This is a genomic window from Brevibacillus sp. HB1.4B (assembly GCF_013284285.1).
GTDB lineage: Bacteria > Bacillota > Bacilli > Brevibacillales > Brevibacillaceae > Brevibacillus > Brevibacillus porteri.
On record NZ_JABSUT010000011.1, the window covers coordinates 246453 to 259623 of the forward strand.

12 protein-coding genes are annotated in these 13171 nt (G+C 48.4%); 8 read left to right on the top strand and 4 right to left on the bottom strand.

The features are described from left to right. Positions 1-76: 76 nt before the first annotated feature. Positions 77-2608, bottom strand: coding sequence for a ribonuclease R (gene rnr, locus HP398_RS24560; RefSeq protein ID WP_173623912.1), 2532 nt, complete (start codon positions 2606-2608; stop codon positions 77-79). Positions 2609-2750: 142 nt separating this feature from the next. Next, on the bottom strand, positions 2751-2993 hold the full coding sequence (gene secG / locus HP398_RS24565; RefSeq protein ID WP_007728789.1) for a preprotein translocase subunit SecG: 243 nt from the start codon (positions 2991-2993) through the stop codon (positions 2751-2753). Between the two features lie 282 nt (positions 2994-3275). Between secG and HP398_RS24570 the strand changes: the two genes are divergently transcribed. The 5 genes from HP398_RS24570 to HP398_RS24590 all read left to right on the top strand — a co-directional run bounded on the left by HP398_RS24570 (position 3276) and on the right by HP398_RS24590 (position 7127). Continuing rightward, positions 3276-3671, top strand: coding sequence for a YqzM family protein (locus HP398_RS24570; RefSeq protein ID WP_007728788.1), 396 nt, complete (start codon positions 3276-3278; stop codon positions 3669-3671). A gap of 82 nt (positions 3672-3753) precedes the next feature. Next, the gene (locus tag HP398_RS24575) at positions 3754-4506 is read left to right on the top strand and encodes an ABC transporter ATP-binding protein (RefSeq protein ID WP_173623913.1); all 753 of its coding nucleotides are present in this window, start codon (positions 3754-3756) and stop codon (positions 4504-4506) included. Then, entirely contained in the window at positions 4503-5267 is a 765-nt protein-coding gene (locus HP398_RS24580; RefSeq protein WP_173623914.1) for an ABC transporter permease, read from the top strand. The genes HP398_RS24575 and HP398_RS24580 overlap by 4 nt, the downstream gene beginning before the upstream one ends. A gap of 107 nt (positions 5268-5374) precedes the next feature. Then, on the top strand, positions 5375-5899 hold the full coding sequence (locus HP398_RS24585; RefSeq protein ID WP_173623915.1) for an RNA polymerase sigma factor: 525 nt from the start codon (positions 5375-5377) through the stop codon (positions 5897-5899). Then, entirely contained in the window at positions 5889-7127 is a 1239-nt protein-coding gene (locus HP398_RS24590; RefSeq protein WP_173623916.1) for a YjgB family protein, read from the top strand. The genes HP398_RS24585 and HP398_RS24590 overlap by 11 nt, the downstream gene beginning before the upstream one ends. 42 nt (positions 7128-7169) lie before the next feature. Here HP398_RS24590 and HP398_RS24595 read toward each other — a convergent pair whose 3' ends face one another. Continuing rightward, a complete protein-coding gene (locus HP398_RS24595) occupies positions 7170-8180 on the bottom strand; it encodes an ABC transporter substrate-binding protein (protein ID WP_017251645.1) in 1011 nt (336 codons plus the stop codon). 183 nt (positions 8181-8363) lie between these two features. Between HP398_RS24595 and HP398_RS24600 the strand changes: the two genes are divergently transcribed. The 3 genes from HP398_RS24600 (at position 8364) to HP398_RS24610 (ending at position 11712) form a co-directional block, all read left to right on the top strand. Continuing rightward, complete coding sequence (locus HP398_RS24600; protein ID WP_173623917.1) at positions 8364-9371, top strand: FecCD family ABC transporter permease; 1008 nt, start codon at positions 8364-8366, stop codon at positions 9369-9371. Further along, the gene (locus HP398_RS24605; protein WP_173623918.1) at positions 9371-10408 is read left to right on the top strand and encodes a FecCD family ABC transporter permease; all 1038 of its coding nucleotides are present in this window, start codon (positions 9371-9373) and stop codon (positions 10406-10408) included. The genes HP398_RS24600 and HP398_RS24605 overlap by 1 nt, the downstream gene beginning before the upstream one ends. Before the next feature lie 476 nt (positions 10409-10884). Beyond that, positions 10885-11712, top strand: coding sequence for an ABC transporter ATP-binding protein (locus HP398_RS24610; RefSeq protein WP_017251641.1), 828 nt, complete (start codon positions 10885-10887; stop codon positions 11710-11712). A 172-nt stretch (positions 11713-11884) separates the two neighbouring features. On the opposite strand, the gene eno is transcribed toward HP398_RS24610, so the two are convergent. Beyond that, complete coding sequence (eno, locus tag HP398_RS24615; protein WP_069851539.1) at positions 11885-13171, bottom strand: phosphopyruvate hydratase; 1287 nt, start codon at positions 13169-13171, stop codon at positions 11885-11887.

The following is a 13171-nucleotide window of genomic DNA, read 5'->3' on the forward strand; positions in this document are numbered from 1 at the left end:
CATTTACCCGGTAAATAGCCATCCCCGAAAAGGGAAACGGATCGCTCCGAGTACTTTTCGGGGTTTAAACAATTGTTTAACGGCGTTTCCGTTTCACCTGACTGGCTACATTTTTGCGATTCTTTTTCTTGGACTTGACGAGATCTTCCCAGAATCCCTTCTGGCGTTTCGCTGGGGTATCTCCTTCTCCTGTACCGATTGGCAGCACTTCTTCACCGTTCGATGCTTTGCCCGATCCAGTACGACGAGGAGGTTTGTTCCCTTCCGCTTTGCGGCGATCCTTGTATTTCTGCCGGATTTCCGCCGGATGCTTTTTGTCCTTTTGACGATCTGGTCGATCTGGTCGATCTGGTCTGCCAGGACGATCTGGACGGCCTGCACGTGAACGATCTTGTTGCTTGCCACGTGTCGGCTTACGATCCCCACCGCGACCATCTATTACGCGAGGCGTACGCTCACGGCTACCACGGAAGCCAGCCTTCGGCATCCCGACGATTTCGAAGTCGATGGTGCGTTCATCCACGTTGACATTCGCTACACGTACCTCGACGACATCCCCGATCCGGTACTGCTTTCCAGTACGCTCACCGACCAGCGCAAACATTTTCTCATGGTAATGATAGTAGTCGTCGGTCAAAAAGCTGACGTGCACCAAGCCTTCAATGGTATTAGGCAGCTCGACAAAAATCCCAAACGAAGTGACGCTGGAGATGACACCTTCGAATTCTTCTCCCACTCGCTCAAGCATGAACTCCGCTTTTTTCAGATCGTCTGTTTCACGCTCGGCATCGACAGCCAACCGTTCACGCTGTGACGCATGCTCTGCGATTACTGGCATTTGCTCTGCCCAGTACCCCAGACGTTTTTCTGATATTTGATTCCCCAACTCGATCCATTCGCGAATACGGCGGTGGACGATCAGGTCGGGATAACGGCGAATCGGCGAAGTGAAATGGGTATAAAACTCCGTAGACAAGCCGTAATGCCCCAGACTTTCCGCGTCGTAACGCGCTTGCTTCATCGAACGCAGCATGACGGTGCTGATAATAATTTCTTCCGGCGTTCCTTTTACCTCTTCCAGCAGCTGCTGCAACGCACGTGGATGAACAGAATTGCCCTTCCCGCGGATCGAGTAGCCAAAATTCGTGATGAACTCCATGAAGGCCATGAGCTTTTCAGCGTTCGGGTCTTCGTGAATCCGGTACATGAACGGCTGCTTCATCCAGTGGAAGTGCTCCGCCACTGTTTCGTTGGCAGCGAGCATGAACTCTTCGATGATCTGCTCCGCAATCGATCTCGTGCGGAAGCCGATTTCCGTAGGTGTACCCGCTTCATCCACATAAATTTTCGCTTCGCGGAAGTCAAAGTCAATGGCACCACGCTGCATACGTTTTCCACGCAACTTCAATGCCAAATTCTTCATTTCCTCGAACATCGGGACGAGTTGGCTGTACTTCTCGATCAGCGCTTCGTCCTTGTCGTCCAAAATACTTCGTACATCCGCATACGTCATGCGCTCATCTGTACGAATCACGCTCAAAAATATATCGTACTTAACGGTGTTCCCGCCTGCATCCATCTCCATATCACAAGAAATCGTCAAGCGATCCACCTGCGGATTGAGACTGCATATTCCGTTGGACAAGCGATGTGGCAGCATCGGAATGACGCGGTCAACCAAGTAGACACTGGTACCGCGACGATACGCCTCATTATCCAGCTGGGACTTATCGCGAACGTAATAACTCACGTCAGCGATATGCACACCGAGTCTTACGTTTCCATTTGGCAGCTTCTCAAGAGACACCGCATCATCCAAGTCTTTGGCATCTGCTCCATCAATGGTGACCATCATACGATCACGTAAGTCACGCCGACCCTTGATCTCTTCCTCGGATATCTCATCTGGTGCCGCCTCAGCCTCAGCTAATACGTCCTCAGGAAAAGCCTCAGGCAAGTTAAACTTACGGATGATCGACAGAATATCGACGCCCGGATCGTTCTTATGTCCGAGAATCTCGACGACTTCACCCTCTGGATTCACACGCCCCTCTGGATAGCGAACGATGTTCACGACTACCTTGTGACCATCTACTGCTCCATTAAAGGAGTCCTTCGGGATAAAAATATCTTTGCCGATTCGCTTTTCGTCGGGGATGACAAACGCGTAATGCCTCTCATCCTTGAATGTCCCTACAACCTGCTTGATTCCGCGCTCGACAATGCGGATGATCTGCCCTTCCAGGCGATTGCCGCCCGCTTCTTTTTCCACGCGGACAAAAACCGTATCGCCATGGAGTGCACCATTCATATCATTCGCATGTACATATACGTCATCCGAGTCAGGTGTCTCCGGGATCACAAATCCAAAGCCCTTCGGATGACTTTGCAGACGTCCGCGTACCAGATTCATTTTTTCAGGCACGCCATACCGATTCGCTCTGGTGCGGATCACCTCTCCGCTCGCTTCCAGTGCATTCAGCGTTTTCACAAGCTCCTTGAACGTGACAGAATCCTTGATTCCAAACGCTTCTTCCAGTTCCCTCACCGTCATCGGGTGGTATGCTTGCTCTCGCATAAACGCGAGTATTTTTTCTTGGTCTTCCATTCACAAACCTCCTTTTTCGCGTGGCATTCCCGCGTTTCTCCATGACCATCCTATTATGTAGTATTCACCGTTCCTGCATATCGCAATCGGAATAGAGAAAAAGACAGCAAGTTGCACTCGCTGTCTTTCGGCCGTTCGTCTATTACGCTCCTGATTTCAAGAAATACCCGAGCAAAATCGCAAAAATCATGAAGCCAACCGCAAATACAACGGTCAGTTTCCCTAAAAGTGCGTCAATCCCGCGGGCTTTTTGTTTGCCCATCAGTTGCTCTGCGCCGCCACCAATCGCTCCGGAAAGGCCGGCACTTTTTCCCGATTGCAGCAACACGACGATAATTAAGCCAATACTTGCGATCACAAGTAAAATTTTCGCAGCCAATGCCATTTTCATTCACCTCAAAACGTATTTCCAAGGCGGAAAAAACCAATACAACAACTTTATCACACTTGTCTGGTAACAGCAACCCGCTATCCCTTCCATTTATAAGAGAAATTCTTTCAAATAATATTGACCGTTATAAGGTAGAATAAGAGCAACGTGTTTTTACGAAATAATGGCAAATTGTGTACTTTCTTTGTCTTGTTTGGTAGTCTCCTTGATATTGTCAAACTTTTGCCGTAAAATTACCATGAAACTTTATTATTTGCTTTGGGAGGTCTTTGTCAGATGGCTGGGTCCAACAAAAAAGACATGAATCAAAACGATGTAATTGATTCCGCGAAGGCCTTTTTCACTTCGTTTGGTATCTTGTTTCTAGTTTTTCTCATCGCACTTGTAGGTTCAATCATTTTCCCACCAAAACATGGCGAAGAAGCCAATGGTGGCGGCGCACCAACTGCACAAATTGACGCTGCTGCTGTATTTAAACAAAATTGCGCTTCCTGTCACGGTCAAAATCTCGAAGGCATTGCAGGTCCAAACCTGACGAAAATTGGAGCGACGCTCAGCGCTGACGACATTGCTAAAATCATCAAAGATGGTAAGGGCGGTATGCCTCCTGGAATGCTGAAGAAACAACCAGAAATTCAAGCGGTTTCACAGTGGCTGTCGGAGAAAAAATAAGTACATAGATAGCCAGTAAGAAAGAAACACCGAAGACTCGTCCTCTTCGGTGTTTTCCGCGTTAATGGGGAGGCTTTTACATATGACCATCAAGATCGAAGCTTTGGGGAAACAAATCCACTCTCCCACGAGTACATGGTTGTTTCGTGACGTAAACGCTAGTATTAAAGAACCTACGATTATTGGAATTCTAGGAAGATCAGGCCAAGGAAAAAGCACCTTGCTCCGTATTTTGGGTCGTCTTCTGCACCCTGATGCCGGTAAGGTTTTTTTAGAGAATAAAGAAATGTCATTGTGGGACGCGAAAGCTTGGCGAATGAAAATCAGTTATGTGGCACAGCAGGCTGTTATGCTGCCAGGCAGTGTGGAAGACAACCTGCGGACAGTAAGTACCTTGCATCAACGTCCTTTTGATAAGAAGCTCGCCTCTGACTTGATGGAGCAGTTATATATGGAAGAGATCGATTGGTCAAAACCAGCCGCTCAACTGTCCGGTGGTGAAAAACAACGACTCGCTCTCGTTCGCAGCTTGTTGCTTCAGCCACCTGTCCTGCTGCTGGATGAGGTCACCGCTTCACTCGATATGAAAAGCAAGCAGGCTGCTGAGCGTCTCCTCGTCGATTTGCACCGGCAAACGGGCACGACCTTAATTTGGGTCACGCATGATTTAGAAGAAGCGCGAGTGGCTTGCAAGCGCATTTGGTTTATGGCCAACCACCAGCTCGCAGAAGATGCTGAATGTGAAGCGTTTTTCCACTCGCCCCAATCCGTTGAAGCTCGTGAATTTTTGCAAGATGGAAATGTCTTTGCTGCCTTAAGTGAGGTGCAGCGATGACGCATACTTTTACGTTTTCATACATGTGGCTACTCTTTGCCTATGCCTTTGTTTTCATTGCCCTTCTGCTCTCTGTTTGGCAGAAGCTCGGTTTGGAAAAAGACATTTTGATTGGCACCATCCGTTCGACCGTTCAGTTGCTCGCGATCGGCTATGTCCTACATTTTGTCTTTGCTGCCGATAGTGTCTGGTTTATTTTCGTGATCATTCTCATGATGATCTTGGTCGCTTCGTGGAACGCTGCCAGCAGAGCGAAGCATTTATCGGGGATCTTTTGGCGGATCTCCCTTTCACTTGCGATAACAGAGATCATCACCATGGGACTGTTGGTTGTACTCGGGCTTGTCTCTCCTACGCCGCAGTACCTCATCCCGATGAGCGGCATGATTATAGGCAGCTCTATGATCGTCACGAGCCTTTTTCTCACGCATATGAACAGAGAAGTAGAAGCCTCTCGTGGGGAAATCGAAACACTGCTTTGTCTGGGAGCCACTACACGCCAAGCCGTGCATGTGGTGTTGAAGCGCGCTGTCAAAGCGAGCATGATTCCTACCTTTGACACGATGAAAACAATCGGACTCGTCCAATTGCCAGGGATGATGACTGGAATGATCGTCGCAGGTGCCAGTCCCATCGAGGCCGTGCGCTACCAAATCCTCATTATGCTCAGCTTCAGCTCCTCTGCGGCTATTTCGGCGGTTCTAATCAGCGTGCTCAGTTATCAGCTCTGGTTTACTCGGGATTCCATGCTCCACTCGTAAATGCACACACTGCCGGACCTTTGCTTCCGGCAGTTTTTTTGTTTTTGTAATGAAATGCACCCTGAGTCGTCAAATTACAAGTAGAACGTACAAAAGGTGGTTCAGCTATGGACAAAAACGGTTTAATGGAGCAATGGTTCCTGCGCTATGGCGATGATATTTACAAATTTCTTATTTACTACACAGGAACCCGCGATGTAGAAGACCTCGTCCAGGATGTCTTTTTAAAAGCGCTTCGGTCTCTGGATGCATTCGAAGGCAGATCGCAACCGAAAACATGGCTATTGACGATCGCGAGGAATACCGCCATCGATCATAAACGAAAGCAACGTCTTCGTAATTGGCTGCCAGATAAATGGCTGGCGAATATAGAGACGGAAGAAAAAACACCGGAAGAAATTCTGCATGTACATGAGGAGCACCAAGCACTTTATCATGCAATCCGTGAAGTAAAGCCCGCTTTTCGCGAGGTGCTCATTTTGCGTGGAGTCAAAGGACTGTCCTCCAAGGAGACGGCTGAAATACTTGGGTGGTCCGAAAACAAAGTAAACGTGACACTGCACCGTGCCATGAAGGCTGTCAGGGAAATACTTGAGCGTGAGAAAAAGGAGATGATTGGCGATGCGATCTAATTCAGACCATGACTTACTAGCTAAATTGAAAGGGATGCCGGATATGAAAATGAGCGGAGAACAAAAGCACGAGATCGTTTCTGCTATTCGCCAAACAAATGTGAGCAAATCTGGGGGGACTGCTTCTTATCGTGGTTTCTCTGCGCTTGGAAAGGGATTGGCCCTCTGCTCGGTACTTGCTGTGACCGTCTGGCTGGGAGCCTCACTCCTTACGAATCAACAACAGAGTACAATGCCGGGCACCGTTGCGCCTATTGCTCCTGGCTCTCCTACTGCTTCTCCGGGACCGGGTCCAAACAACAGCGTAACGACACCGCCATCTCCGCAGTCAGAGGAGCTCTTGTCACAAATTCGCTCAAATGCGAAAGAAGGCAGAGTTATCTCCCTTCCTTTCGTTCTAGAAAAAACGGTAGATGAAGTCGAAAAGGGCTGGGGAAAACCTGAGAAAACCTACACGGCAAATGGATTGATCTACTCCGCCTACCCGAAAAAAGAAGTCGTATTTGGCTACAACAAAGGTATGCAGATCGTAGACATGCACAGGACAGATTTACGTTTGCAACAAATTAGCCTGTCTGCCGTCGAAAAGAGCTGGGGAAAGCCAGGGCGTATCAGCGAGTTTGGTAATCAAACGATTTACACCTACGATGTCACAAACAACTATCAGGTGAAATTCCACTTCCAAGGAACAAAAAGCACGAACAAGGAAGACCTGATTCTTGTTGAATACCATCTGTATTACCCGCAAGGAAACAAAAATCTCATGCTGTATGCGAACAATGCCGAGATTTTGCAAAGCGTGCGTGATCTCGCCCGGAAAGGCCAAACCTTTGGCAGTCAGTATCGTGTAGAAAAAGATATGTTCGATGACGCAGAAAAACAGCTGGGCAAACCGGATGTCGTCTCCTTCATCAATGGCATCACGTACAATACGTACCGGGATCTCAATCTAGTCTTCGCCTTTAACAAAGGAATGCAGATCGTTGATATTCGCTCCTACGACCCACGCCTGCAAGCAATCACACTTGCCGAGGTGCGTGAAACACTTGGGGAGCCAGCTAGCAAAACCACAACAGGCGGCCAAACCATCTACACCTACAAGGTAACCCCTGATTATGAATTAAAATTCATTTTCTCAGGTATCATGACCGATGACCCAAACACCCTCTACATCGATCACGTAAACATTTACTACCCACGAGGAACATTCAACAACATGGCAGGATAACCACACAAAAAAGACGGGAGCATCAGTCCCGTCTTTTTTTCATTATTTACCGATGATGTAGCCTTCCAGCTCATCCAGTACTTTATTGGCTGCGATTACGCCACCGGAAGTATTCCAGATGGTGTCATCCACTTTGAATGCTTTATTGTTTTTCACGACGTTCAGGTTTTTCCAGAGAGGATCGTTCGTCCACTCTTGCTCCAGCTTGGAAGCTTCGCCTTTGCCTGTTTCGTACGTGAAGTAGAACATGATGTCGCCGTCCATTTCTGGAATGCGCTCTTTGGTTACTTCTGCTGCGAAATCGTCTTTGTCTTGGGAAGCTGGACGTGCCAGGCCAAGGTCTTTGAAGATCGCGCCAGTGAAGGTGTTTTTGTAGTAGATGCGAACTTTACCTGGCATGAAGCGTACAACGGATACTTTCGTGTTCAGCTTGTCGCCAGCTTTTGTTTTGAATTCTTCTACGCGCTTGTTCCAGTCAGCGAGGACTTTTTCACCCTCAGCCTTTTTGTTTACTGCTTCTGAGAACAAGGAGAAGTTTTCTTTCCAGTCGCCGCGTGGCTCGTCAACGAATACCGTTGGAGCAATTGCAGTCAATTGTTGATAAATTTTTTCGTGACGGAATTTCATACCCAGAATCAGGTCAGGTTTCAGTGCAGCGATTGCTTCCAGGTTAGGTTGACCTTCTGTACCTACGGATTTTGTACCCTCAAGGAAAGACTTGGTGAAATCGTAGAATTGAGTAGGATCAACGGTCGAGCCTACAGCCCCTACTGGCTTCACACCAAGAGCCATCAAGGTTTCTGTACCTTGGTTGGTCAACATGACGATGCGTTCTGGTGTACCTTTAATGGTTGTTTCGCCCATCGCGTGTTTCACTGTGTAGCTTTGGCCGGAACCCTCCGAATTGCCTGTTGCTTGATCAGCAGGCTTTTGTTCTGCCGGCTTTTGTTCACTTGCTTGCGGAGTACCACAACCTGTAACAACCAGCAAGAGCGCCATTAAGACAGCAAAGAAAGCTTTACCGCTTGCGGTCCGATATGTACGAGAAAACATGATGAAAGGACCCCTTTCCCTTTTCTATAATGAGAATTCATATCAATGACAGAGTCTATCCTACTCCCCTGCTTGTCAAAAGTCAATCACAAAATGATAATGACTATCAACGTCATTGACACTTCCTTTATGTAGCTCTACACTTAACTATGAAACCATCTAAGAAATAAGGATGTAGCCATCATGAATTCTTTTTTAGCTAGCAACTTTCGTAAAATTCTGGGAGTGGTATTCGCCCTTCTTCTCCTGACTTACCTCAGTTATGCCAGCCTCATCTTTGGCGTCATTGACACAAGTTGGCAAACTGCGATTGATGCCTACACGAATTTCAACGGCTCCAATGAGCACATTGTCATTAAAGAAGTGCGAGTACCGCGTGTGCTCAATGCGCTTACGGTCGGTTTTTGCCTCGGCTTGGCCGGAACTCTGCTCCAATCCTTGACGAGAAACCCTGTTGCAGACGTTGAACTGTTCGGTCTTAATGCAGGTGCTTCTCTTTTTGTTGTGTTCGCCGTTACTTTTGTCGGAATCAGCTCCTTGACTCAGTTTACGTGGATTTCCTTTTTAGGAGCCGCTGTAGCAGGTTTGATCGTTTACTTGCTCGGTTCATTCGGCAGAGATGGGCTTTCACCTGTGAAGCTGGTTCTAGCGGGTGCAGCTATCACCGCTTTGGCTTCCTCAATCCGACACGGCATGATGGTCCTTAATGAAAAAGCTACTGACGAGGTGCTGTTCTGGCTAGCAGGGTCAGTCGGAGGCAGAAAGCTGGAGTATTTAGCCACTGTCTTTCCTTATATGATCATCGCCTGGATCGCTGCTTTTGTCCTCGCACGTCCGATTCAAACCTTATTGATGGGTGATGACGTAGCAAAAGGTCTCGGACAACGCACATTATTGGTCAAATTCAGTGTTGGAATCGTCATTGTTCTCTTATCCGGTTGCGCGGTTGCTGTTGCTGGACCCATTGGTTTTGTCGGATTGGTTACTCCGCATCTGGCCCGCTATCTCGTTGGAATCGACACTCGCTGGGTGCTTTTGTACAGCGGTCTGCTTGGTTCCATCCTACTGCTGTTAGCAGACATCGGCGCTCGGTATATCGCAATGCCTTCAGAAGTTCCTATTGGAGTAATGACAGCCCTGATCGGGATTCCTTTCTTCATCTATGTCGCACGCAAGGGGCTGGATAAATAATGAAAGACTACCTGTCTCTTCGCATCGGCAAGCGCTTTTCATCGTTTCAGCTACATAAAAAGACGATCTGGTTTTCGCTACTCGCCTTGCTGATCGTCATCGCAGTGGCGGTTGTCAGTCTCGGAATGGGTGAAATGAAAATCGCCCCGCTCGATGTGATCAAAGTTTTGTTGGGAATCGGTTCAGAAGAGAATGCTTTGATTGTGGAGCAATTTCGCCTGCCGCGCATCGTCATCGCGATTCTGGTAGGTGCCGCACTTGCCGTTGCTGGTGCCATCATGCAGGGCCTCGTCCGCAATCCGTTGGCTTCCCCAGATATTCTTGGAGTATCCGGTGGAGCATCTGTTTTTGCAGTCGGCTTTTTGATCCTATTTGAAACAGCGAGCATCAAATGGCTTCCTCCCATCGCTTTTTTGGGAGCGACATTGACAACATTCCTGCTGTACGCCCTCTCTTGGAAAAAAGGCGTTACGCCGCTTCGTCTCGTCATGATCGGTGTTGGAATCAAAATCGCAGCGGGTGCCATTGTCACCATGCTGATCATGTTCAGCCCGTTTTTGCTGCAAAATAAGGCATTGCTCTGGCTGACAGGAAGCATCTACGGCGTTGCCTGGAACGACGTATTCATGATTTTGCCGTGGGTCGTCGGACTGATTCTCGTAGCCGCCTTACTTGCTAGACGCGTGAACATTCAACAGCTCGGCGATGATCTGGCGACGAGTCTCGGCAGTTCCTTGCAATTGGATCGCTTCCTCCTGCTCATGATTTGCGCGGCTTTGACGGGAACAGCCGTCTCTGTTGGAGGAGACATCAGCTTTGTGGCTTTGCTGGCCCCTCACATTGCCAAACAACTGATTGGTCCGTCCTTTGGCGGTGCCATGACACTCTCGGCTTTCTTGGGTGCCATTATCGTATTGCTTGCGGATTTGATTGCACGGATGGCTTTTTCACCAATCGAAGTGCCTGTAGGGGTATTCACCTCTGCCATCGGCGCTCCGTTTTTCATCTACTTGCTGTACAAAAACCGAAATCGCTAGTAAAGAACTTTGTCCCGCTGTGGTGGTGGGGAGGAAACAGGAGAAAACGCTCAGCTTCTTGTCCCAACCACTGAGGGATTCATTGCCCGACTCCATGCAAAAAGCGAAACCGCGTCCAAAGTGGTTCTTTCAGGAAGTTTTTCAGAGGTGGACGCTTAAGAAGGTGTTTCGCTTTTTGCATTCCGTCTTGGTCGACGTGCCAAAGATCTTCGCTTATTTCTCCTGTTTCCTCTACGAGCTGTCGTGCTATACGGATTTTAAAAAGCCTTTAAAAGATTGATGAATGTGATCAGTAACGCCAGAGAAAAATATTTCCAGACGTAGCGACTTGTGGAGTCCTTCGGAGCGGACAGTGCACGCTTCCAGTGGGACGTAGCCTGGAGCCTAGACTGGAAATATTCTGCTCCCACCATAGCCACATGCGGCCCTGAATATATTTTTTAACTTCCTATGCGTTTGAAAGGAGTCCAACCCATATGCAAGCTTTGGAAACCCAACGGCTTACGTTATCGTACGGAGAACGCAACATCATTGAAGCATTAGATTTAAACATCCCGCGTGGAAAAATAACTGTTTTCATTGGTAGTAATGGCAGTGGCAAATCGACATTGCTGCGCTCTCTGGCACGTTTACTCAAACCAAAGGAAGGTGCCATCCTGCTTGAAGGAGAATCAATCGCAAAGCGCTCTACCAAAGAGGTAGCCAAACGTCTTGCCATCCTTCCTCAAGGCCCATCTGCACCAGAAGGATTAACGATTCTACAATTGGTCAAACAAGGACGCTATCCTTATCAAAACTGGCTACAGCAATGGTCAGAAGAAGACGAGCAGATGGTCAACAAAGCATTGGCAGCTACTCAACTCACGGATATGGCTAACCGTGCCGTCGACAGTCTCTCTGGCGGACAACGTCAACGCGCCTGGATTGCAATGACGCTCGCCCAAGGTACCGAAACGATTTTGCTGGATGAGCCTACGACTTATTTGGATATGTCGCATCAGATTGAGATTTTGGACCTGTTGTTTGAACTGAATCAAACAGAACAGCGCACCATCGTCATGGTGCTTCACGATCTGAATCTCGCTTGCCGCTATGCCCATCATATCGTTGCCGTTCACAATCAGACCGTAGTGGCAGAAGGGGCTCCAAACGAAGTACTGACGACCGACCTTGTCCGTACGGTTTTCGATATGGATTGCCAAATTACGCAAGACCCGCTGTACGGAACTCCTATGTGCATCCCGTACAGTAAAAGCCGCCTGGGCTTTGTGCAGGCCGAACCCAAAGCATTCGCCATGTCATAAACGCCAAACAACAAAAAGACTGTCCATCAGTAGTATGGGCAGTCTTTTTTCGTATGCAAAAACTTGAGTGCAATGGCATGTTTCTTTCATCCTACAAAAAGAACAGTGGCAGTCCCGGACTTTCTTGCATCCTGGACTGCCACTGTTCTTTTTATCTATCAATCATGTAAGCTTACTTCTTCAGGTTGTAGAATGCAGAACGACCGCCAAAACGAGCTGTATCAGCGAGTTCGTCTTCAATACGCAGCAATTGGTTGTACTTCGCTACGCGGTCAGTGCGGGAAGGCGCACCAGTCTTGATTTGACCTGCATTTGTAGCCACTGCGATATCCGAAATCGTAGAGTCTTCGGTTTCACCGGAACGGTGGGAGATCACCGCAGTATAGCCAGCCAGCTTCGCCATTTCGATTGCTTCGAAGGTTTCTGTCAGCGTACCGATTTGGTTTACTTTTACCAGAATGGAGTTACCTGTAGAGGTTTCGATTCCGCGAGCCAGACGCTCGGTGTTCGTTACGAACAAGTCGTCGCCTACCAGCTGAACTTTGCTACCCAGCTTGTCAGTCAGTGCTTTCCAGCCATCCCAGTCGTCTTCAGACAAACCGTCTTCGATAGAGATGATTGGGTATTTGCTTACCAGATCTTCGTAGAACGCGATCATTTCTTCTGTTGTTTTCACAACGCCTTCGCCTTCGAAGTGGTATTTGCCATCTTTGAACATTTCTGTAGCTGCAACGTCCAGTGCGAGGAACACGTCTTTGCCTGGCTCATAGCCTGCTGCCTTGATCGCATCCAAAATGGTTGTGATCGCTTCTTCGTTGGATTTCAGGTTTGGAGCGAAGCCACCCTCATCCCCTACTGCTGTGCTCAGACCTTTTTCACCCAATACTTTTTTCAGGGAGTGGAAAATTTCCGCACCTGTGCGCAGCGCTTCCTTGAAGGACGTAGCACCTACTGGCATGACCATGAATTCCTGAATGTCTACAGTGTTGTCTGCGTGCTTACCACCGTTCAGGATGTTCATCATAGGCACTGGCAACATTCTCGCGTTGAAGCCACCGAGGTAGTTGTAGAGAGGAACGCCGAGAGAGTCTGCAGCTGCACGTGCTACTGCCATGGACACGCCGAGAATCGCGTTTGCGCCTAGCTTGGCTTTGTTTGGTGTACCGTCGAGCTGAATCATCGCCATATCGATGCCAACTTGATCGAGAGCGTCCATGCCGATCAGTTCAGGAGCAATGATTTCATTCACGTTCTCTACGGCTTTCAGAACGCCTTTACCCAAGTAGCGGGATTTGTCACCGTCGCGAAGCTCAACTGCTTCATACGCACCTGTAGACGCTCCAGATGGAACATCTGCGCGACCCATCGAGCCATCTTCGAGATACACTTCTACTTCCACAGTTGGATTACCGCGGGAGTCCATAATTTCGCGTGCATAAATGTCAGTAATCATTGCCAT

Bases quoted from the DNA above. Each gene is read 5' to 3' on its own strand.
- HP398_RS24585 (WP_173623915.1), top strand. From the start codon at position 5,375: ATGGACAAAAACGGTTTAATGGAGCAATGGTTCCTGCGCTATGGCGAT.
- HP398_RS24590 (WP_173623916.1), top strand. From the start codon at position 5,889: ATGCGATCTAATTCAGACCATGACTTACTAGCTAAATTGAAAGGGATG.
- secG (WP_007728789.1), bottom strand. From the start codon at position 2,993: ATGGCATTGGCTGCGAAAATTTTACTTGTGATCGCAAGTATTGGCTTA.
- HP398_RS24580 (WP_173623914.1), top strand. From the start codon at position 4,503: ATGACGCATACTTTTACGTTTTCATACATGTGGCTACTCTTTGCCTAT.
- HP398_RS24570 (WP_007728788.1), top strand. From the start codon at position 3,276: ATGGCTGGGTCCAACAAAAAAGACATGAATCAAAACGATGTAATTGAT.
- HP398_RS24610 (WP_017251641.1), top strand. From the start codon at position 10,885: ATGCAAGCTTTGGAAACCCAACGGCTTACGTTATCGTACGGAGAACGC.
- eno (WP_069851539.1), bottom strand. From the start codon at position 13,171: ATGGCAATGATTACTGACATTTATGCACGCGAAATTATGGACTCCCGC.
- HP398_RS24595 (WP_017251645.1), bottom strand. From the start codon at position 8,180: ATGTTTTCTCGTACATATCGGACCGCAAGCGGTAAAGCTTTCTTTGCT.
- HP398_RS24605 (WP_173623918.1), top strand. From the start codon at position 9,371: ATGAAAGACTACCTGTCTCTTCGCATCGGCAAGCGCTTTTCATCGTTT.
- HP398_RS24600 (WP_173623917.1), top strand. From the start codon at position 8,364: ATGAATTCTTTTTTAGCTAGCAACTTTCGTAAAATTCTGGGAGTGGTA.
- rnr (WP_173623912.1), bottom strand. From the start codon at position 2,608: ATGGAAGACCAAGAAAAAATACTCGCGTTTATGCGAGAGCAAGCATAC.
- HP398_RS24575 (WP_173623913.1), top strand. From the start codon at position 3,754: ATGACCATCAAGATCGAAGCTTTGGGGAAACAAATCCACTCTCCCACG.